This is a genomic window from Pelagicoccus mobilis, from assembly GCF_016595505.1.
GTDB lineage: Bacteria > Verrucomicrobiota > Verrucomicrobiia > Opitutales > Opitutaceae > Pelagicoccus > Pelagicoccus mobilis.
In genome coordinates, this window is sequence record NZ_JAENIL010000004.1 from 37,778 (window position 1) to 59,450 (window position 21,673).

General features: G+C 52.0%; 12 protein-coding genes. All 12 read right to left on the reverse strand.

Annotation, left to right across the window (positions count from 1 at the left end; translation table 11 throughout):
• Positions 1-7: 7 nt before the first annotated feature.
• Positions 8-2,116 (reverse strand): sensor histidine kinase, encoded by a 2,109-nt coding sequence (locus JIN87_RS02870; protein WP_200354009.1) that lies wholly within the window; start codon positions 2,114-2,116, stop codon positions 8-10.
• A 123-nt stretch (positions 2,117-2,239) separates the two neighbouring features.
• Positions 2,240-4,051, reverse strand: coding sequence for an arylsulfatase (locus JIN87_RS02875; protein ID WP_200354010.1), 1,812 nt, complete (start codon positions 4,049-4,051; stop codon positions 2,240-2,242).
• A 132-nt stretch (positions 4,052-4,183) separates the two neighbouring features.
• Entirely contained in the window at positions 4,184-5,728 is a 1,545-nt protein-coding gene (locus tag JIN87_RS02880) for an arylsulfatase (protein WP_200354011.1), read from the reverse strand.
• 124 nt (positions 5,729-5,852) lie between these two features.
• Positions 5,853-8,360 carry a glycoside hydrolase family 95 protein gene (locus JIN87_RS02885; protein WP_200354012.1) on the reverse strand — a complete coding sequence of 836 codons (2,508 nt, stop codon included), beginning with the start codon at positions 8,358-8,360 and terminating at the stop codon, positions 5,853-5,855.
• A 6-nt stretch (positions 8,361-8,366) separates the two neighbouring features.
• Positions 8,367-9,983 carry a sulfatase family protein gene (locus tag JIN87_RS02890; protein ID WP_200354013.1) on the reverse strand — a complete coding sequence of 539 codons (1,617 nt, stop codon included), beginning with the start codon at positions 9,981-9,983 and terminating at the stop codon, positions 8,367-8,369.
• Complete coding sequence (locus tag JIN87_RS02895) at positions 9,973-11,433, reverse strand: sulfatase (protein ID WP_200354014.1); 1,461 nt, start codon at positions 11,431-11,433, stop codon at positions 9,973-9,975. The genes JIN87_RS02890 and JIN87_RS02895 overlap by 11 nt, the downstream gene beginning before the upstream one ends.
• On the reverse strand, positions 11,433-13,238 hold the full coding sequence (locus tag JIN87_RS02900; RefSeq protein ID WP_200354015.1) for a right-handed parallel beta-helix repeat-containing protein: 1,806 nt from the start codon (positions 13,236-13,238) through the stop codon (positions 11,433-11,435). Before JIN87_RS02900 ends, JIN87_RS02895 begins: the two co-directional genes overlap by 1 nt.
• A 54-nt stretch (positions 13,239-13,292) precedes the next feature.
• Positions 13,293-14,792 (reverse strand): sulfatase, encoded by a 1,500-nt coding sequence (locus JIN87_RS02905; protein ID WP_200354016.1) that lies wholly within the window; start codon positions 14,790-14,792, stop codon positions 13,293-13,295.
• Between the two features lie 4 nt (positions 14,793-14,796).
• The gene (locus JIN87_RS02910) at positions 14,797-16,758 is read right to left on the reverse strand and encodes an FAD-dependent oxidoreductase (protein ID WP_200354017.1); all 1,962 of its coding nucleotides are present in this window, start codon (positions 16,756-16,758) and stop codon (positions 14,797-14,799) included.
• Positions 16,759-17,147: 389 nt separating this feature from the next.
• Complete coding sequence (locus JIN87_RS02915) at positions 17,148-18,659, reverse strand: alpha-L-fucosidase (protein ID WP_234033204.1); 1,512 nt, start codon at positions 18,657-18,659, stop codon at positions 17,148-17,150.
• A gap of 16 nt (positions 18,660-18,675) precedes the next feature.
• Positions 18,676-20,115, reverse strand: a complete 1,440-nt coding sequence (locus JIN87_RS02920; RefSeq protein ID WP_200354018.1) for a sulfatase-like hydrolase/transferase — start codon at positions 20,113-20,115, stop codon at positions 18,676-18,678.
• A 17-nt stretch (positions 20,116-20,132) separates the two neighbouring features.
• Positions 20,133-21,557, reverse strand: a complete 1,425-nt coding sequence (locus JIN87_RS02925) for a sulfatase family protein (protein ID WP_200354019.1) — start codon at positions 21,555-21,557, stop codon at positions 20,133-20,135.
• Positions 21,558-21,673: the final 116 nt, after the last annotated feature.

Sequence of the window (21,673 nt, forward strand, 5' to 3'; positions counted from 1 at the left end):
AGAAAATCTAGTTCGAGGTTTTGTATGAATGTTTAGGTTCTTTCGAGAGCATTTCCAAGGGGACTCTCATTTCGATTAAAGTACCTTCACCGAGCTTGGAGGAAATGTCGACTTCCCCACCCAGTTCTTCGCCGCGTTTCTTCATGTTGCTGAGCCCCCAGCCGCTGGAGCGTTTCGAAACGTCAAATCCAACTCCGTCGTCTTGGATACTTAAGCAAAGCTTCGCATCAATGATTGAAGCCGACAGTGACAGCTTGCGCGCTTCGGCATGACGGGCGCAATTGTGTACGACTTCTTTGAAAAACATGATCAAATGCCGCTTAGCAGTTAGCGGCACCTCAACATCAGGACAGTTTTGTGGTAAATCCACCTTGAGTTCCACACCTCGCAACACCCGTTCGGCTCGCTCGATCAGCTTCTTTAGCAGGTCGGACAAGGATACTGACTTCTGCTCGCTCCCCCAAACGATCTCGCGCAGAGAGGCGTTCGCTTCACGCGCCATGAGAGACAAGTCATCCAAGTCTTCCTTGAAATCCGATTCTTCCGAAGCCCCTGCTAGGTCGTCCGCTAGCAAAGTGATGCTGCCGAGGTTGCTCCCAACCTCATCATGAAGGTCCCGCGTAATCCGTTCCCCCAAACGACGCAGCATGCGCTTTCGCTTCCGGTGTTGCATAATCAATGCTCCCAAGAAAAAGACAACCAGCACACCCCCGCCCATATACAAGAGCCGCCGTTGCCAAGAGCGCCAAGCTTTGCGCGCCGTACCCAACTCCCTTCTTACCAAGGCTAACCTCTGATCAATCGGGCGACGCTCCGCCAAGCCCTTGATCCACTCCAACTCAGAGAGGATCTGCCTCCCCCAGCTGTAGCCATCCTGCAAACGCATCAGCTCCTCCTGGTACTCTTCTGGAACGCCAGTTATGGATACGATAGCCCCACGTGCCAGACTGCCATCCTTCCTATACAAAGCGATTTCTCCAAGCCCTAAGATCCGTCGTCCATTGACCTCCTGAAGTCCGCTCATACGAATCCGAGCATAACGTGCCTTCAAAGGGCGTACACGAGCCGAGAACAAACTCCGAAAAGCGGTGCGTCGTGAACTGATGATCGCTTGCGGAGCCACACCTCTCGCCCCCTCAAACTCCTTGTTCGTTGAAAACTCGATCGTTACATCCTCCGGGAAGCCGAATCCCAGCAACGCCAAATCCTTCGGCGGTTCCGCTGGCCAGATGTCCATGCGCCCGACAGTCGATCCAATCGCGCTAAAGTCTACAATGATCTCAATCTCTTCCGGAAGCTCCGGCCCATCTTCCGGAATGATAATCATGTCCTTACGGCTTTCGTCGCGATTCTCCATCACCGGAAAGCCTAAGTTGTTCACTCGATCTCGCAAAAACTCGACGTCCCAATGGGGCAGCAAAGAAAAGCTATCCGACGAACTGATGGAGGTTCCATTCCAAAGAGCGACGTTGTCCAATGGTTGAGCGGGTTTACCACCAAAGAAATAGATCTCTCCAAGAGCAAAATAAACGTAATCCCCATTTTCATCCCGCTTGGGAACAGTTATCCGAATCTCGTCCGCCCAAAGTTCGATATCCGAAAAGAACGCAGGATAGGCACCAGGATTTGGGAAATCCTCCTCCATCCAGTCGACAACCGTAGAATACTCACCTGCCGCCTCCTCCAGAACTTCGACCTTAAATCGACGCGGAAACGCATAGGCCTCATCCGCCGGACCAAAGGGACTTGTAGCAGGGGCAAGAGCGATCGAGCGAATGAACTGACGCCGCCAAAAGGAGAACGTTAATGTATGCGGACTCTCGGTATCCTCTCCTTCCGACAACTCGAATGCAGAGTGAAATCCCAAGTGGTTTTGGAATACCACGGGATCATGCCTTGGCAGCTGAGCCAAGGTCGCGATCAACTCATCACGTTCAGTCTCCAGTTCACTGATACGAGTTAACAACCACCCTGACCGGTCGTCCTTCTCCTGGGCTTGTTGCTCTACCAGCTCTCCAGGGTTCTTTGGACTAACTGCAAGCGAACTGGATACTCCCAGAAAAAGGGTAACCAAGAAGGCAATAACTGAACTGGAGGGGGTAAAACGCACTGCCATGAACTATCGGTAAACTTCCTCAAGAAGCAAGTCACTCTGTAGGGCGGGGCGTCGACCCGCCACACCACTCGCGAGATTGGCTACGGATTGTTTCAACAATGACAGAGCATCACCCTCCTAAGCCTACATCGTCTCAATATAAGTGTAATACGCAGCTCGCTCCATACCGTCGGCCATCGTAAAACATGTCTGTATACGCTGCTCACCCTTCTTGAGTTTCACCTCGAACACGATCTCCTCATCACTCGCTTCGACCTTCTGGGTCTCATCGAAGTCTCCGACCTGCAAACGTGCGGTTCGAGGGTCGAATACCTTTTGAGGGATCTTCATCATCTTGTGAGTCGATTTATCCATGGGATAAGCCCCTGCCGCATCGCCGATCGCTAAGCCCGACTCACGCGGCCAGCGACGCATACCGATCTTGTAAACACCGGGCTTCTCCACATCGATCACCGTCCAGCCTTCACCGCCCTCGCCCTTGCGCACACTACGTTGGCTGTAGGCGACCTTAGCCCCGAGCAGATTCTGCGACGAGATGACAACCGTCTCTTGCTTCTTCGGATTGATCACAAAGGGGCAAAACGCGTTTCCGTACTGAGAGATGTTCTCCCACCACTTCTCGTAGTCAGCCTTCATGCTCTGCACCAACTCCGGATACTGGGCAGCCACATCCCTCCGCTGGGCTGGGTCGTCCGAGAGGTTGTAGAGTTCCGGTCCAACTAAACGCCAATCATCCTTCATCACCGAGAAAAACTGATACTTGATCAACTCACCCTTGCCCACCGGCTGATTGAAACGAGCCTGATTGTGCACCACTACCGAGCGATCTAAGGCCGAATCATTCCCACCGCTCAAAACATCAGCTAGGGATACGCCGTCAAAATCGCTGCGTCCCTTCACCTTCAAATCACACAGCTCAACAAAAGTCGGCAGCAAATCGATGTGGGCCGTCACACCATCGACATCTCTTCCGCCAACGAGATCTCCATTTGGCCAATACATGAAACAAGCGGCACGGTGTCCGCCTTCGTAGTGAGAAACCTTTCGGCCACGCATACCCGCGTTGTACCCTGCGGTTGTCCAGCCATTGCGCGAGGCTGTACCATCGTCGAGGTGCGTGAGCGCTCCCCCATTCGTGCCGTTGTCATTTAGGAAAACGAAGATTGTGTCTCGATCCAACGAAAGCTCCTGCAAGCGAGTTCTCAGCTTGCCAATATTCTCATCAATGTTGGCGATCATCCCCAAGAACTCGGTACGCCCCTTTTCCTTCAAGTAAGGCTGACGGTAACTCTCCGGCACATGCAAAGGCCCATGCGGAGCATTCGTCGAGAGATAGACGAAAAACGGTTTGTCCTGATTCTTCTCCACGAAATCGATGGTTTCATTGAACCAAACATCAGTACAGTAACCTTCGACTTTCTCGGGCTCCCCATTTCGCGAATACGTGTCGTCGTAGTAATTGTTATCCCAAAAGTCGGGAGTTTCCGAAATGACACCTCCACCATGAATCAAGGATTCATCAAAACCACGATCCATCGGACGAAACGGATAGTTATCCCCCAAGTGCCACTTACCAAAGATAGCAGTCTCGTATCCATTCTGCTGAAACACCTCCGCCATAGTCAGCTCACCACGACGCATGTGATGTCGACTCCCAAAGGTCAGCCAAACACCCACCTTCGCCGAATACTGTCCCGTCATCAGAGCCGCCCGTGTTGGTGCACAAGTCGGGTCCACATGGAAATCTGTCAATCGCACTCCCTCATCGTGCAAGCGATCTAGCTCCGGCGTTTTCAACACAGGATGCCCATGACACGACATATCGCCGTAGCCCTGATCGTCGGTTATCAAAACGATGACATTCGGCTGCTTGGCCTTGGCCGCGAGTGTAACGACAGCAATGATGCTAACGATGAAGAAAGTTAGGAATCTCATCCGGGATATTTTTTTTGGACGATGATCGCTTCGCGAGCGATGATGGCTTCGCCAACATGATACTCTTGAGATCATGCTCCGCGAAGCGGATCGTCGCTGCGTGCGAAGCACGCATCATCGTCAATTAAAACTTTAGTTTCGAAGATCTGGCCGGTCCGATTCGATTTCTCGCTTCAGCACCTTCTCCAGTTGTGCTGCCTTTTCTGGATACTGGGCGATCACGTTGTTTCGCTCCTCGTTATCCTTTAGAATGTTGTAGAGCTGATAGCCATCACGCTTCTTGCCAACCTCGATCAGCTTCCAACCATCCTTCGCGATCACGGTGCTGCTGCCCATGTAGTTACGACGATTCTGGATCACCACATAGTCGTGCATATCCTTCTGTTTCTTCCCCAGCAAGGTTGGCAGGTAAGAAACGCTATCCTTGCCCTTCGGCACCTCGACTCCGCCAATGTCAGCCAAAGTCGCTAGTAAATCATAGTGAGCACTTAGCAAGGATGTCTCCGTACCTGCCTTGATCTTACCCGGCCAACGCACGAGCAAAGGACACTGCACTCCACCTTGGAAACCACTACGCTTCGCGCCAGCTCGGCCAGCATTTCCATCGAAAACATCGCCGCCGTTGGAAGTACGCCACTTGTTATCGTCGAGATCAGCTTTCGTACCATCTGGGAAGATCTGCTTCTTAAACCCGTCGTACAGCCGCTTACCGTAGTACGCACAGTGGCCATTGTCGGAAGTGAACATCACAATCGTATTCTCATCGATTCCCTGCGTTTTCAGCTCCTTCAGGATAAGCCCAACATGATCGTCCAGCATCTTGATCATCGATGCGTACTTCTTCTCCTCGTAAGTCAAACTATCGATCTTCTCGATCTCTGGATGGATCGATGGAATTCCAATCTCACCGTGCGGCAATTGAGTTGGATGGTAGAGGAAAAACTGCTCGTCCTTGTTCTCGCGGATGTACTTCAGTATCCCTTCGATAAATACTTCCTGCGAGTGGATGGCACCACCGCTACCAGCGAGTGCATTCCCCTGCTCTAGATACTTACCGCAAGCAGGGTCGTTGTTGCCCGGAAGGTCAAAACGCTCCCCATTGCGCCACAAGTAAGGCGGGTAAAAACCATGGCAACGCTGATGATCGTAGAATCCCTCGTAAAAGTCCCACCCGTAGCGCTTCACTCGTTCGTGCCAAGTGAGAAAACCACTATCCAGTTTGCCAAATTGTGCCGTTTTGTATCCGGCCTTTTGTCCAATTTGCCCAAGAAAAACCTCGTCCTTCGTGATTGGATACGCGTCCTGCTTCATCTCTGCGAGTCGCACTTGATACTCCTCCTCCGAGATTTCACCAGAATCCCTCAGGATAGGTAGTCCCGCCTTGTTGTAATCCCACGCTCCCTTGCGCCCATCGTGCATACCAGTCGATAGCGACCACCGCGAGGGGGCGCAAAAGCTGGCTCCGTAGTAGTTGGTGAACTTAATTCCCTCGGAGGCTAAGCTGTCGATGTGTGGCGTCTTTATCACCTCTTGCCCATAGCAACCAAGCATCCCAGGCCCCAAATCATCGGCAAAGATGAAAATCACGTTCGGCTTTCGTGCCGCCTTTCCGGATACGCTTGCAGCGATCACTGCAGCAAGTGCAAACAAACTCAGAATTCTAAATCGAGTCTTCATAATCTTAAATTTTCTTTAGTTATTGGCCGGCTTCCATGAGGACTCTTCGTGCCGGCACCTTGCGTCCTGAGCGAACAGGACAGACAAAAAACAGGACTAAGGAAAAGAATGCCTTCATGAGAAACTACTTGCGATTCAGATTCGCATCAAACGCATAGCTTTTGCCCGCATCAGTATCGAACTCTACGATACGGTCGCCTAGCTTCACGCGACATGGGTTTCCGTTCTTCGAGTGAATCGTAGCAGAAACCAATTTGCCCTTAGCCCATTCGAGATCGACGTCGAAACCACCTTGAGCACTGAGCCCCTTCACGCTGCCCGTATTCAAAGCCTCCGGTAGAGCGGGCAACAGTTCAATATATCCCGCATAGCTCTGCATGAACAGCTCAGCAATTGTGGCCGTGCAACCGAGGTTCGCGTCGGTTTCCCACATCTCGCGACGTAGGCCCTGTACGCTGGTTGCAAACAGATTCGAGTAAGAGCTATCAGCGATCAAGTATTCGAGAACATCGTACGCCTTATCTCCTTCGAGCAAACGGGCATAGGCTTGGGCGATCCAGCCAGTGTTTCCACGGAAGACTGGCGTTTTATCGCTACCATGTTCTACCCGGAAATCGAGTGACTTGAGTGAAGCCTCAAAGAGCTCCGGCGTATCCTGCGGAGTGATGAGACTGCTCTCACACATCGCCCAGAGGTGAGCCACGTGCTTGTGCTCAGGCTCCGTCTCCTTAAATGGCAAGGACCATTCCATCAAACGGCCATCTTCGCCTATCTGCAACGGCTGGAGCCGAGCCAATAGACCTTCAAGCTCTTCACGGAAGTCTGCATCTTTGCCGAGCACTTCACTCGCTTCGATGCATGCCTTGAACAAGGCTTCCACGAGCTGTAGGTCCATCGATGGTCCCATGGAAATCGAGCACTTATCACCATTGGGAGCGATAAAGGAGTTTTCAGGTGACGTTGAAGGGCCCGTCGTCAAATTTCCAGTACGAGGATCCACGACCAAGTAGTCCGCGATAAACTCGGCCGCTTCCTTCATCACAGGGTAAGTCTTCTTCGAAAGATAATCGCGATCCTCGGTGTAAAGATAATGCAACCACATGTGGTAAGCACCCCAGGCTGGAGTCATCACCCACATACCGTGAGTCGCTCTGCCGACTGGTGCAGTGTAACGCCACGCATCCGTAGCGTGGTGAGCTACGAACCCACGGGCCTTGTAGACCTTTTGGGCCGTCACACGCCCCTGAGGGCGAAGCTCATCGATAAGGTCGAAAAATGGAGTGTGGCATTCAGCCAAGTTTCCGACCTGAGCCGGCCAGTAGTTCATCTGGATATTGATATTGGTATGGTAGTCAGCATTGAACCAGGGATCGATGGTATTGATCCACTTGCCCCAGAGATTAACTGCCTGCGTACCCGGGCGAGAACTACTGATCAGCAAATAACGCCCGAATTGGAAATAGAGAGAAAATAGGCCTGGGTCCGGTACGCCTTGTCGCAAGGCTTCAATACGCTGATCAGTCGGAACGAAACCATGTCTAAAGTTAGCCAGGCGACGAGGTTTCTTTGTTAGCGGTAGCTTCAGCTCAACTCGACGGAACAGGCGTTGATGCTCCTTGATGTGATCATCGCGAATAGCGTCGTGGCTTTTACCCTTGATCGCCTTCAGCTGTTGTTTGCACACCCGACTCGGATTATCTCCGTGATAGTCTGTTGCCACCACAATCCGCAACTCAACTTCGTCCGCTTCTTTAACGCCTAGCCCACTCGCAACCTTGGTCAGCTTTCCGCCGGTCGCCTTAAGCTGGATCTGCGACTCATATGAGACGCCTCCGGAGTTAGGATTTCCGCGGTCAGTAGCTGTTCCGGAAATCACCAGCAGATCCTTCGCTACTGCTTCTACCTTGGCCTCGGGGCGACTGAACACCGCGTCAAAACTGATCTTGCCCGGCTGGTCACAGCTCAAACGAACAACGATTGCCTGATCTACAGCACTCGAAAATAGCTCCCGAGTGTAAGTCGCTCCGTCTACCTTGTAGGAAACCGAACTGATCGCCTCGTCCAAATCGAGTTCACGACGATAGTCGGTCGCATGTAAAGTCTTGTCGCCATATTCCAAGTACAGATGCAAGTCGCCAAGCGTCTGATAAGTCTGTACCCCGTGCGCATGGTGCGGCTTCGAAAAGTCCTCATTTACCAATTTCTGAGCCTTCGCATACTCTCCTTCGAAGATGAGGCGGCGAGACTCCTGTAGAGCTTCATAGGCTTCCTCCCTGTTCCAATCCACAATCTTACCACTCCAGATCGTGTCCTCATTGAGCTGGATGATCTCATGACGGACACCACCCTGATTAGTCGCCAACAAGCGACCGTTACCGATCGGCAAGCTCTCGACCCACTCCCCGGCTGGCTCCTCGTACCAGAGCATCAAATCAGCTTTGGGATCGGGTTTAGCGTTCTGATTGAGTTTAAAGCGATCCGCACTCAGACTGTGCCCGAAACAAATGGCAATAGCGAGGGTTACGAAACCAATCTGTAGGAAGCGACCTTGTGTCGCGATTTTGCGAGTATAATCGCGGCACAAGGCCGCTTCCCACAAAACAGCTATAATTGTGCAAAAGAGTTTTCTCATGGGTAATTAGTACTCGACCGTTGGCTCGAGCGATTTGCGGAGGCGCAAGTAGGTCGCGTGCATCGCCTTTATTCTTGCCGCATATTCCGGATTCTTGATGAGGTTGAACTTCTCCTCTTCTGAGGTCGTATTCGAAAAGTTATACAATCCGACAGGGGTGAGCGGTCCGTGATCGAGGTAGCGGTTTTCCGACTCCCAATTTGGATCCAACTCTAGAACGATTTTCCAGTCACCTTCGCGCAAAGCGAGCGTCGGCCCCTTACCGCCCTTGTGAAGCATGTATTTACGGGCGAGCGTTCGAGTGTCCCCTTTGAAGAGCGGAACGAGATTCGCAGAGTCCTTAACGCTTGGATGCAACTCCTGACCTGCTAAAGCAGAAATGGTTGCCACCGTATCGTGGTTCACCACTGCCACATCCGAATTCGTACCCGGAGCAATAACGCCCGGCCAAGTAGCGATGAAGGGAACTCGGTGTCCACCTTCGTAGCAGGAGCCCTTTTTGCCGGTCAGACCATTCGAGGAGTCATGCCCCTTCTGGCCTATTACCTTGCCCTTACTAAGGCCTCCGTTGTCAGACGTGAAAATGAACAGAGTATTCTCGTAGACGCCTGCCTTCTTGAGAGCTTTGACCAACATGCCAACCTGCACATCGAGCTCCAGAATCATGTCGCCGTGATCGTCTCCTGTCGCTCCAGCTATCTTTACCCCATCAAGCTGTGCAGGAGGCGTATGCGGGATGTGCACGGCCTGGCTGCAGTAGTAGAGGTAGAAAGGTTCGTCTGGGTGATCAGCCGTCTGACGGGTGATGTATTCCGTCGCCGCCTTGGCCAGCATCGGGCCAACGAGCTCAGGATTCCAATTGGAGTCGCCGATGCCGCTCTTGGAATGGCGAGCTTGCTCCTTACTGATTGGGACCAGCTTTGAGTCTTCCGCCAATGGCTGCCACTCCTGATTCTCGTAGAAAGCATGCGGCCAATTCTGCAGGCCTTGTGGTGTCTCGTACGCGTAGTCGAATCCAAAATACCGAGCTCCCATCTCGATCTTGGACATATCGCCATCACGGCTCGACCAAACACTTCCCAGTCCCCACTTGCCGAAAAAGGCTGTATGATAACCACCCTTCTTGGCGGTTCGGGCTATGGTGGTGAAATCTGGCTCGATGCACGAATCACCTACCGGACTGAAGCTTCCGTTACCGGTTTTGTTTCGGTATACGAAATTACCCGTCATCATCGAAAAACGAGTCGGAGCGCAAAGCGACGAAGCCGAGTGCGCATCCGAAAAACGAATACCCTCGTCAATCAGTCGATCGATGTTTGGCGTAGGAACAACCTCCTTCTTGCCAGTCCGCTCACGATGGTAAAAACCAATGTCACCGAGGCCAATATCGTCAGCCATGACGACGACGACATTAGGACGGGGTGAGGCGGAAGCGTGAGTGCCTGTAAATATCGCACAAAGAACAATCACGAGCGAAACCAAGGCGGGACGGCTTCTCCGAAGACGTCCATGATCGCCTGTTATTCTCACTTCGTTCGTAGATGTGTCGTCGCTCACGCTCCTCGGTACGGAGAAGTCGATCCACCCTAAAAGACTGCGATTCGAATTAGCACTACTTCGCATTCTTCTTCTCCTTTTTTGCCTTCTTTTTGTTCATCGCTGCTTGGGCGTTGAAAGTCGGGTGCGGGGCTTCGTTGTGCTCTGGTAACCACTCGCTGAGCTTCTTCTTGATCGAATCGTACTCGGGGTTGCTGGCGAGGTTCGTGAAATTCTTGGGGTCCCTCTTTTGATTGTAGAGCTCTTCCGAACCATCCGCATAACGGATATAACGCCAGTCCTTCGAACGAACGGCGTGGTTGTTCAGTTTCTGAGTACTGACTACAGCACGACCGGTGTCCATCTTCGGCTTCTTTAGAAGCGGCACCAAGCTCTCCCCATCTAGTGTATCAATCTCTCCGATACCGCAGAGTTCATTGAGAGTCGGGAAAATATCCAATAAGCTAACTGCCTGCTCACAGGCCTTGCCGACCTTGTACTTACCAGGGGAAGCAATGATAAACGGTACACGTGTAGTCTGCTCCCAAAGAGCGAACTTCTCCCAGTGTTCTTTTTGTCCTAGATGGTAACCATGGTCGGTCCAAAGCACGACGACGGTATTCTCCGCTAGTGGACCGTCGTCCAAAGCCTTCATCAAACGGCCGACCATCTCATCGGTAAAACTCACCGACGCGTAATAGCCCTGCACTGCATCCTTCCACTTGTCGCTATCGACAAGCCACTTGTGCCAGTCGCGGCGAGCCATCTTCTGACCGGCAGCGGGCACGTCGCCCAAATCGTTCTCTACGATCTCCGGCATCTCGATCTCGTCGATCGGATGCATGTCGAAATACTTCTTCGGAGTCCACCACGGGATGTGCGGACGGTAGATACCAACAGCGAGGAAAAGCGGTTGATCGTGTTCCTTGGAAAGCTGTTCGCTCGCCCAGTTCACAACCTTGGCGTCCGCCATCTCGTCGTCTTCGATGTCGAGAGCTGCCCAATCAAAACGTCCGCCGTAAAACTTCTTGTTACTGTTGGCTGGGATTTGATCTGGTTTCACTTCCCATGGCATCTGGCGTTCCTTGTTCGGGAAATACTCGTCCCAAGGATCGACATCCATGTAACCGGTGTAGCCACCGACGCTTAGGGTCGCGCTATGGTAGAGCTTACCCCCGCCCATGGTTTTGTATCCAAAGTTCCGGAAGTGATCCGGCAAGGTATCCCGGTTCTTCAGATAATTGTTTTCACGCCAATCCTGCTGGTTAGTGTAAACTCCTGAAGTTGACGGAGCGATACCCGTCATGACCGCAGCCCGCGAAGGATTACAGGCGGGAGCGGCACAGTGAGCGTTTGTGAAATACACTCCCTTCTTCGCCAACGCATCGATATTCGGCGTGTCCACCTTGGTCTCCCCTTTGAAGAGACCTGGTGTCGTATTCAGATCATCGATCGCGATGAAAAGCACATTTGGTTTATCGCCGGCACTCAAAGAGAGTGTCGCGAACATGGATGCTGCGAAGAAGAGCGATTTCACTATTTTAGTCCCTTGTTCTTCTTAACGGTTACATTCGAGCAATTGTCCTTTTGCTCGACGTGGTTCTCAAAATCGAAGCCTACCCATTCGTTGCCTACGATCTTAACACCGTCGCAGTAGTCGAGGTCGACCGCTGGCAATTGCTCGCCAACCGGATAGGTTTCCTCCTTCACAATCTTGTTTCCGCTTAGCACGAGGTTCTTGACGGATTTCGCGTGAACGAGCTGGCCATTGAAGCTCTTGATCTCGTTGTTGCTGAAAGTGACGTTCCAGTGGTATTGATCGTCGCCGAGACGCTGCTCAGGTAGCAGCATCGGCGAAGCGTAAAGCGGATAGCCCTGGCCGCTTCCGTATCCAATATTCTCAAACACGTTGTTCTTGATTACGACGTTGCGAACTCCGCCCGACTCGTACCAAGCCTTGTTGTCGCCTTCTATGAGGATGCCGTGCATCTGCGAGGAGAAGACGTTGTTTTCGATGATTACGTCACCCTTGGTAGAGATGAGAGCACTGCGAGCACGGTTGTCGCGCATGATGTTGTTGCGGAGTTCAACATCTGGATACCAAGTCAGGTTCTCGAGTGAAAGTGGTCCCTTTGGGTACTTCTTGGGAAGGTCCGTAACGGTGATCACCATGCGTGCTTCGTTGAGCACACGTACCTTTTCAACTTCGGTCTCATAGATCGGTAATACCGTCTCACGAGAAGTGATCATGAGCTTGTCACCCGGCTCGCAGAAAGTGAGGCCGACTTGCTGACGGTGGCTGATCTCGCAAAGCAGATCATTACCATCGAGCTTCTCGACGACCTTGATATAAGCACCGTGCACGTTGATCCCGTCGTCCGCCATGTGCTCGACACGGCAGTTTTCAAGCTTCACGAGGCCCTTACAGCCGAGGAAGTGAGTCGCGTCCGCACGAGTCGCGAGGATGCGATCATCCCTTGAGGTCACTACGAAACCATTAAGGTGAACATTATCCGCACGCTCAGCGATCAGAGCCATACCGCCACCCGCGTAAACGGTCACGTTTTCGATATAGGTGTCCTTGGTGCTGGAAAGGTGGATGGACTGGGCTAAACGATTTGTAGGTGCGTTGCCGTAGGTCGCGTAATGAGCGCCTACTGGCGGAGCTTCCTTGGTCGCGTTGGTCAACTGTACGCGAGTGTCGCTCAGTTTCTTGGCCTTAGCCGTGGTACGCTTGAGCTGGTACCGCTTGGTCATCCAGTACGGAGCACCGGTATTTGGATCATAGACGATGTTTTGCCCGATGAAGTCCTGCCAATTGTAGTGGTTCAGGTAGAGGGTCTGGCCCTTAACCTCGAAGCCATACTTCGATGGCGAAACCTCTGCCACGAACGTGTTCGTCTTCGGGTCACTTTTAATGACCTTAAACTCGTGATGAAACGGCGTATCCCAATCGATCGTGAAGTTCTTCAATACGACATCGTTAGAGCCTTCTACAGTGATCGGACAAATTCGGCCGTGAAACACGAAGGTCGAACCATCGCCGTCGAGCGTGAAGTCTTCGAAACCAAAGAGCGGAAAGGCGAGACGCTTGAGGCTGTTGTCGTGGTTCGTCACCGCACGGTACTGCTCAACCGCGTTTTCCGGTTTGAACTCGTAACGGCCTTTCGGGAAGAAAAGAGTGACCCCTTTCTCGTCCTGCAGCTCTTCAAGCAGAGCGTTGACTTCGTAGGAAACGTCTTTGCCGGGTAAGATACCGTGGTCGGCAACGTTAACGATTCGTGCTTGGACAAGCGGCGCCGCCAAAGCGACTGCCAGGATGCCGAGAAGAGGTCGTTTCATATCTATGTTTATCTAAGGGGTTGTAGCAGCAAATTGGTTACTTGGTGTGTGGAACTAGAATTCCAGAGGAGACTCCGGAGGAAGCTGAGCCTTGTTTACCTTACGCCAGTTGGTTAGCTCCTTAAGAAGCTTCTGGGTGAGTTCTGGATTCTCGGATACGAGATTTTTGGACTCCTTCGGGTCGTCGGCCAAGTTGTATAGCTCGAGAGCCCCATCTTTCAGGTACTGGATTAGCTTGTAGTCGTCCTTGCGGATGACCGAGCACGCACCGTGCTTGTTTTGGCTAGCGATGTGCCAGAAGAGCGGACGCTTCTTGAGCTTCTTAGGCTCGCCCTTGAAGAGACCAGTTATGGAGTCGCCATCGAGAATGCCATCGTAGTCGATGTCCGCGAGATCCATGAAAGTCGGGAAGAAATCGAGACCGGATATCGGGGTCTTGGTACGACGTGGCTTCATCTTGCCTGGCCAGTTAATGAAAGTCGGAACTCGGATACCACCTTCGTAGATGTATCCTTTTTTCCCGCGCAGGTTGTTGTTGAGGCCGACGTTCTGGCCGTTGTCGGAAGTGAAGAGGATCATGGTGTTATCACGAAGCCCCTTCTGCTCGAGGAAGTCGATGATGCGGCCCATATTGTAGTCGAGGTTCTCGATCATGGTCGCGAGCTCAGCGTCACGTTCACCTTGTCTGCCTTTTTGCGTCCCCTGCCCTGTGATGGGGTCGCCTGGCTTGTTGAGGTACTTTTCAACCATTTCCGGGCTGCGGCCACGGATTGGGCGGTGGACAGTGTAGTAGTGAAGATTGATGAAGAATGGACCATCTTCGTGTTCGTCCATGAACTCGATCGCTTCGTCGGTCAGACGGTCGGTCAACCACTCATCGCCCTCCTTATTTTCGAGGAACGGATTGCTGAATGGAGGGAAATAGCCGCCGGTCGGGTTTTTGTATCCATCAACTTCGAGTGCCGGGTCTCCACGGTAAGTACCCGCAACGTTCTTGAGATAGCCACGACCTTCCGGGTAGTAAGGCTTGGCGTGCTTCATGTGAGTGTCGTACCAGCTGAAATCCCATGGATCCGGTTGCTTGAGCTTTTCCTTGATCGGGAAGTCCATCTTGAGCTCTTCCAGAGGATACGGACCAACGAGGTGCCACTTACCGATGTGGATCGACTTGTAGCCGACTTCGGCCATTGGTTGGCTGTACATGGTGTGCTCGGTGCCAACGGTCCAACGAGAGAATACATTCTCCTGTTCATTTCCTTGCTCAAGTACTGGTACGGTGAATACGCCGGTACGGAAGGATTGCTTGCCCGTAGCGATCGCTGTACGAGAAGGCGAGCACGTCGGGTACATATACGCGTTCTCGAACACGACTCCGTCCTTGGCGAGCCCGTCGATAATCGGAGTCTCATAGTAAGTCGACCCATTGAACCCGACATCCGCGTAGCCAAGGTCATCAACGAGGACAAAGATGATATTGGGCTTCGACTTTGCGACAACCATTGAACTGCAAATCAGCAGTGTTGCCAGGAAGCTTAGTAGCTTTGATTTCTTCATAACGCTATGATTCGTAAATTCTCACCTCATGGAGTTTAGCATGCTTCGCTCCGTAGGTTTCTCGTAAAGTAATCCGAACAGCGGTCGCTCGTACTGGATCAAAAGCGAACTTAATTAGGCGTCGCTTGTTTTCAGAATTCGTTCCTACCGTAACCCACTTGCCCCGGACTCGAGCTTCCACTTCTAGCGATTTGAGCATCTCAACCGGGACCGTGTTCGTATACTTCTCGCTCAAGGTGTAAGTACGGCGAAGCATGAGATTCCGCTTTACGTTCGTATCACACTTAATCTCGACTTTGGAAAACTCGATTGGGTTCTCCCATTCGTATTGAACTTGTGCCGGTAATCCGTCCGACTTCCAGTGATGCGTTTCACCAAGAGCATCCCTTGAGTACCCATCCAAGAGGAGTTTGACGTCACCCGACTTTGTTGAGGACGCAAACGCAACGCTAGCAGTCTTAGCGAGGTTGTCGGGATCTTCTGCCGGATGATTAGGAATAAAAGCGTCATCCCTCATCAGTTGCTCCTTCAACTGGGTGAGATGCTTCTGGTACACACCGCGTGGCGACGTATTTTTCTCAATACAAATTGCGGCTGCCGTTCCCGCCGCTTGCCCCATCAACGCGCAAGTGCCCATAACACGTGAGGATGAGAGTGCTATGTGCGTTTGACTGATGTTTCTACCGGCGAAGAGTAGATTGGAGATGTTTCTCGAATATAGACTACGATACGGAATTTCGTAGATCTTAGTAAATTTGTCGTGAAAGTAGCTTGGTGGCTCTTCTAGATCTTCGATTCCACCCGGGTTGTGCTCATCCAGAGACCATCCTCCATAAGCTACAGCGTCTTCAAAATGTCGATACTCCGTAAGATCAGATTCGCGGAGTACATGATCGCCGATAAAGCGACGAGATTCGCGACGGCCAGGAAAAGACCCGACCCATTCAATGGCAAAATTCTCTGCTTCCGGGTACTTGCCGGAATTCTTTATGTAGTCCCAAACCCCATGGAGGTAGCCCATCAACTTATGACGATTCTTCTCAAGGTCAGCGATGTTATCGAATTCACTTCCTAACTCTACCCACCAAAAACCAGTGATATGGCTAGTAATGTTTCCCGGCTTAAAGCTCTTTTCCAGTCCCTTCAAACGATGGTGATGGGTCTTTTCTGCATCGAATTCGCGGACAAAAGAAGGCGGCGTGTAAGGAGTTGGCTTCCCCATGTCCTTTGCATGCAGGAGAATCGATGCCCCCATTTGCCAGCCATCCGCTTTTTCAGGGGCAAACTTTTCCTTAAACTCAGATTTCGCTTCTCGGCCCGTCCGATAAAGGGCTCCAGCAGTCGCAGCCAACATTCCATCGCCTGAACAATCAATAAACTGATCAGCTTTTATCGTGTATTCAGTTTCTGTAGTCAACTGCCAGCACCGAGCCGATTTGATTCGATCGCCCGTCATATTGGCCTTAATCGCCTGAGTATTCATCATGACTTCAAGATTAGGTTCCTGAGTCACAAAATCGTAGAGCACGTGGTCCCACATCGAATAGGATTCTTGCGGATTGAGAAAACGATTGTGGATTAGCATCTCCTCCACAATTCCTGTCTCGCGCTTGGCCATGCCATCCGGACGTTGGTGCGTCACACCGTTCATATTAACTCGGATCTCGCTTGACGCATTACCACCCAACACCGGGCGGTCTTGAACCAGAACAGTCTTCGCTCCATTTCTAGCCGCGGCTACCGCAGCGCACATGCCAGCCATCCCTCCTCCGAGGACGGCCACATCGTACTGAACCGTTTTCTTGCGGTCTGGCTTGATCCGTTTTCCAGAACCGAGCTGCAGCCATTGGTCTTCGTCACGGGTTCCACTGTATTCAGAATTTTGGGAGGCATTTGCCCCCATCGGAATCAAGCTCGCCGCCACAGCTCCTTTGGCTCCCTTCTTAAAGAAATCTCGTCTATTCATTTGAGGTGTCGTATTTAGTTTTAGGTTACGCCTTGCACCCGTACGGTTCCCGACAAGCTCGAGCTAATGCAATGATTTGCGGATCTCACTTTATCTTGGGCAATTTAATCACTGATGCAGGGGGGGGCTTTAAACGAGTTTCTTATCTCCTAACGGCACAAACATTGAAGGGGTCTACAGTCTACCTCTTCATGAAAGAGGGCTTCTGTGGGCTGGGTATGCGATTAGAAAACACCCCAACATTATACAATACGCGTCTATTGTACCCACTCTGAGGGTCATTTATCCGACCTTTATCGACCGAGGCTTTAAATAGATGTTATTGCGTCAAACATATGCCTGTTTGCGTCAGCAATTGCTCGATACAAAAGTTGTGTAAGAGCGAATTCCTAGTCCGCGAATTTGATGCGAAAAACGTAAGCCGCTTCACATGGCATGTGTTCGCCCGCTTCAATCACGAGGCCCTTCTTGCACTGCTTCCACTCGACTGGCTTCCCACCGCTCACGAAGAAGACGGAATCGATCTTACGCGAATCGTGTGGATTTCCTTTCGCAAGGGACTCGATCGTGAAGGAACCGCCTTCAGCCCATGCGAGTGAAGTCGCGTACAAGACTCCGTTTTTCTGGGTAAATCTTACGTCAGCCGCCACGTTGTCCGCATTCTGGCTTTCCGAGTGATGTCCGGCACTGACCTTGGTTGGCCCTTCGCCAAAGATCTTCCAAGGACGCGTTCCGTAGATCGCTTCGCCGTTGAGAGCGAGCCAATCGCCCATATCGAGCATGATTTCCCTGTCCTCCTGAGGAATGGTTCCATCAGCCTTAGGGCCGATGTTCAGGAGCATACAACCGTTCTTGCTCACGATGTCGATAAGCTCATCGAGAAGGTAATCCGAAGTCTTGTATTCCTCATCTTCGATGTACCCCCAGGACTTCACGCCCACTGCTGTATCCGTTTGCCAAGGAAGTTCGCGGATATCCGCCATACGGCCGCGTTCGATATCAAGCACGATCACATCCTCCGGAAACGATTCGTTCTTCATGTTCTTATCCTGGAAGACGACTTCCTTCCCCCAGTCCAAGCCTTTGTTGTAGTAGTAAGCAAGGATGGGCGCATGCACCGAATCGAAGCCGGGTTTGTCCAAGCCAAAGTCGAACCAGAGCACATCCGGCTCGTACTGATCAATGATGTCAGTCGTACGGTCCCACCAGTGATCAAGGAACTCTTTGGATGGCAACGCTCCCTTTTCTATCGGATTCCAATAAAGGTCCGCGTACTCTGGATCATTCGTATCCCAGTCTGGATTCTTCTTTGGATAGTAAGCCCGATTCAACGCGTAGTGCGAGGACGCTCCAAATTTCATCCCTTCCGAACGCACCGCCTCCGCGAGCAAACGCATGGTATCCTTCTTCGGCCCCATTTCCGCAACATTCCACCGCGTGTGTTTCGAAGCGTACATGGCAAAACCGTCATGGTGCTCCGCCACCGGGACCACGTAGCGTGCGCCCGCCTTCCTGAACAAGTGAGCCCACTCCTCGGCATCAAATTTTTCCGCTTTGAACATTGGTATAAAGTCCTTGTATCCAAATTCTCCCACTTTCCCATAGTTCTCCTCAGCGTGAGCGTAATGATTTACCTGGCTTTTTCCGGAGATGCCATCGATGTACATCCGTTTCGGATACTTTTCGCTCCCAAAGGCCGGCACGGCATACGGCCCCCAGTGTAGGAAAATGCCGAATTTAGCATCACGGAACCACTCCGGCACTTCGTAACGACTGCGGATCGAGTCCCAGTCCGCTTCGTAACGAAACTCTTCGGCTGCACTCTCGTCGCCAATGCAGAGAAGAGCCGAAAGGCTTAACGCTTGTTTTAAGGTTCGGGTAACTTGGGGAAGTATTCGCATAGTCTTAAGTGTAGGGTTAGTTGGTATCGAAAGTGCCTTCAAACCAGGGCTGCTGGTTCTCTTTCCAGATCTCGCGCTCTTGATCCGAATAGACCCATTTGGGCATCTGGTGCGTACTGGCCCATTGCTTCAGCTCGCCAATCATCAAGTTGAGGCGTTCCGGGTAGCGAGAGCTCAAGTCATGCTGTTCGCCGACATCCTGATCTATCCTGTAGAGACGCCACCGATTTTTCGAACGTACCGCTTTCCATTCGTTGATGCGTCCAGCGATGTCGGTGTAGTCAAGTCGATGGGAAACGACTGCGATCAACTCGTCGTGGTGTGGGTTTCGGTTTTGTAGGAGAGCGCCCCAGATGTCCTTTCCGTCAAGAATCTTGCCTGGAGGAATGTTTGCACCTGCCAGGTTGGCTAACGTCGGATAGAGATCCATCGTCAATACGGGATGATTGAATTTCCGCCCCGCTGGCAGCGACTTCGGCCAATGCCAAAACATCGGCACTCGAAACCCGCCTTCCTCTACGTCTCTCTTCTGGCCCCTTAGAGGAGCGTTGCTCGCTCCATTTCGTGGGATGCCTCCATTGTCGCTCAGAAAGATGATTAGCGTGTCCTCGTAAGCACCGTTTTCCTTCAATGCGCTTACGATCCTTTTCACGTTGTAGTCTACGCAATGCACCATTGCCGAGTAGGTGCGGGTTCGCCTATCTTCAATGTGGGAAAACGTCTCTAGGTCCTCCGCTTTTGCTTCCAATGGCGAGTGAGGAGCGTTGTAGGCGAGGTACAGGAAGAAGGGCTGATCGCGTTCGTTGGCCTCTTGAATGAAACTGAGAGCTTCACGTGTGAAAGCGTCCGTAAGATATTCCGTTTCGCGCACTTGTTTCCCGTTTCTCAGATGAGGCGTCGTGTTGGGAGGGATTTGTGTTTCTCCTGCTTTCACTCGGCGATCGTACTCGGCGAGGTATTTATCAGGGAAGTATTTGTGTCCGCCCCCTAGGTGTCCGTAAAACTCATCGAAGCCCCTTTGGTTGGGTAAATATTCATGCCCCTCACCTAGATGCCACTTCCCGATCGCTCCCGTGAAATACCCTGACTCTTTCAGTATCCGAGAAAGAAATACCTCCTCTGTCGATACTCCCCACTGGTGATTGAAGTATGGAATATTAAACTGTCCCCCTAAAGAATGGGGGCATCGCCCTGTGAGCAACGCAGCTCGACTGGGTCCGCAAACCGGATGTGCCGCATAAGCCGAGGTGCAGATGACTCCGCCCATTGCAAGTTCGTCCAAAGCGGGAGTGGGAATGGTCTTTGAACCGTTGAAGCCTACATCGGCGTAACCAAGATCGTCGCACAAGATGACCAGGATGTTGGGACGTGTCGATTTGCCGCTGCAGGACATCCCAAGGATACCGCAGAGAGACATCAACAAGACCGCAAGCCTGGAAATTCGATAAAGATTCATGAGCGGTTCATTCTCCTCTAGTTTGCATCAAACAGTTTCTCGAAATTCGGTAGATTGGGATTCCAATGCCGCCCTCGCTCCTGATCGTGTATCCACTTCGGCTCTACGTGCGTATCACTCCAAAAATTTGCTTTCGCTCTCAAAAACGTTAGCCGCTCCGGGTAGCGAGAGCTCAAGTCATGATCCTCGCCGGGATCGCTGGAGAGATTGTAGAGTTCCCAATCGCTACCGTCGTAGTTCGCTTTCCAGTTATCGACTCGGATTCCCACTTGGGTTGCATTGCCCTCGTACCGCATGGAAAACAAGGGCTCGCCTTCCCTCGCGCTTTCCCCTGCTAAAAACCGATCCCATATATCTACCCCGTCGAGCTGCTTCCCCGTGGGGAGAGAGGCCTTCGCCAACGACAAAAACGTTGGGTAGAAGTCCAATGCGGATATAGGATGTTCGTAGGTTCTTCCGGCAGGTACGACTTCGGGCCAGTGAAAGAACATTGGGACTCTGTGGCCTCCTTCCGCGGTTTCTCCTTTTTCTCCCCGCAGCGGAGCGTTGTTCGAACCGTACTTGAGCTTACCGCCATTGTCGCTAAGGAATACGATCAAGGTATTGTCATAAACACCTTTATCCACCAGGGCCCCGAGCAGTTGCTCGACTCCGCGGTCTACGATGTCAACCATGGCTGCGTAAACGCGTCGCTTCTTGTCAGGAATATGGGAGTAACGGGCAACATCCTCGGCAGGCGCCTCCATCGGACTATGCGGAGCGTTGTAGGCGAGGTACAGAAAGAATGGTTGATCCCTCTGGGATGCGTCCTCCACGAAACGAACCGCCTCTCTTGAAAAGGCGTCTGTCAGATACTCAGTCTCACGCACCTCTTGTCCGTTGCGTTCAAGCGGGCAGATATTGTCGACGATAACCTCCACCCCGGCTTTCAACTGCTTTTCGTAAGCCGCTTGGTATTTGTTTGGGAAATACTTGTGACCTCCTCCTCTGAACCCAAAGAAATCGTCAAAGCCGCGTCCGTTCGGCGAGTATTCGTCATTGGCCCCAAGATGCCACTTCCCTACGGCTCCCGTGTAGTACCCCGCTTCCTGCAGTACCTCGCTAATGAAAACCTCCTGTAGAGGGATTCCGAAGCCCACGACGGAATCGCTATTTCGCGGCAGATTGTATTGCGATCCGAATTCATGCGGGTAACGCCCCGTCATCAGGCCTGCCCGGCTCGGACCGCAAAACGGATGAACCGCATACCCCGAGCTGCAGATCGTGCCGCCTTCTGCCAGCTTGTCCAAAGCAGGCGTTTTGATATCGCTTGACCCGTTAAATCCCACATCTGCGTATCCAAGATCATCCGTTATGATGACAACGATGTTGGGCCTTCGGTCTTCCGAAAAAGCGAGAGCGGAGAAACAAAGAGATAAGAGGATCGAGGGTATGCGCATCATAACAGAATCGTGTTGAGGGATCTTGAAGTGTTCGGGGCTGGGCTCATCAAGGGAACCATGCCATAGCTTCTCTTTCTATTGCCTGAAGAGGAGGAACCTCACGCTGTATCGATACG

Bases quoted from the DNA above. Each gene is read 5' to 3' on its own strand.
- JIN87_RS02885 (WP_200354012.1), bottom strand. From the start codon at position 8,360: ATGAGAAAACTCTTTTGCACAATTATAGCTGTTTTGTGGGAAGCGGCC.
- JIN87_RS02905 (WP_200354016.1), bottom strand. From the start codon at position 14,792: ATGAAGAAATCAAAGCTACTAAGCTTCCTGGCAACACTGCTGATTTGC.
- JIN87_RS02910 (WP_200354017.1), bottom strand. From the start codon at position 16,758: ATGAATAGACGAGATTTCTTTAAGAAGGGAGCCAAAGGAGCTGTGGCG.
- JIN87_RS02925 (WP_200354019.1), bottom strand. From the start codon at position 21,557: ATGATGCGCATACCCTCGATCCTCTTATCTCTTTGTTTCTCCGCTCTC.
- JIN87_RS02890 (WP_200354013.1), bottom strand. From the start codon at position 9,983: ATGCGAAGTAGTGCTAATTCGAATCGCAGTCTTTTAGGGTGGATCGAC.
- JIN87_RS02880 (WP_200354011.1), bottom strand. From the start codon at position 5,728: ATGAAGACTCGATTTAGAATTCTGAGTTTGTTTGCACTTGCTGCAGTG.
- JIN87_RS02870 (WP_200354009.1), bottom strand. From the start codon at position 2,116: ATGGCAGTGCGTTTTACCCCCTCCAGTTCAGTTATTGCCTTCTTGGTT.
- JIN87_RS02875 (WP_200354010.1), bottom strand. From the start codon at position 4,051: ATGAGATTCCTAACTTTCTTCATCGTTAGCATCATTGCTGTCGTTACA.
- JIN87_RS02920 (WP_200354018.1), bottom strand. From the start codon at position 20,115: ATGAATCTTTATCGAATTTCCAGGCTTGCGGTCTTGTTGATGTCTCTC.
- JIN87_RS02915 (WP_234033204.1), bottom strand. From the start codon at position 18,659: ATGCGAATACTTCCCCAAGTTACCCGAACCTTAAAACAAGCGTTAAGC.
- JIN87_RS02900 (WP_200354015.1), bottom strand. From the start codon at position 13,238: ATGAAACGACCTCTTCTCGGCATCCTGGCAGTCGCTTTGGCGGCGCCG.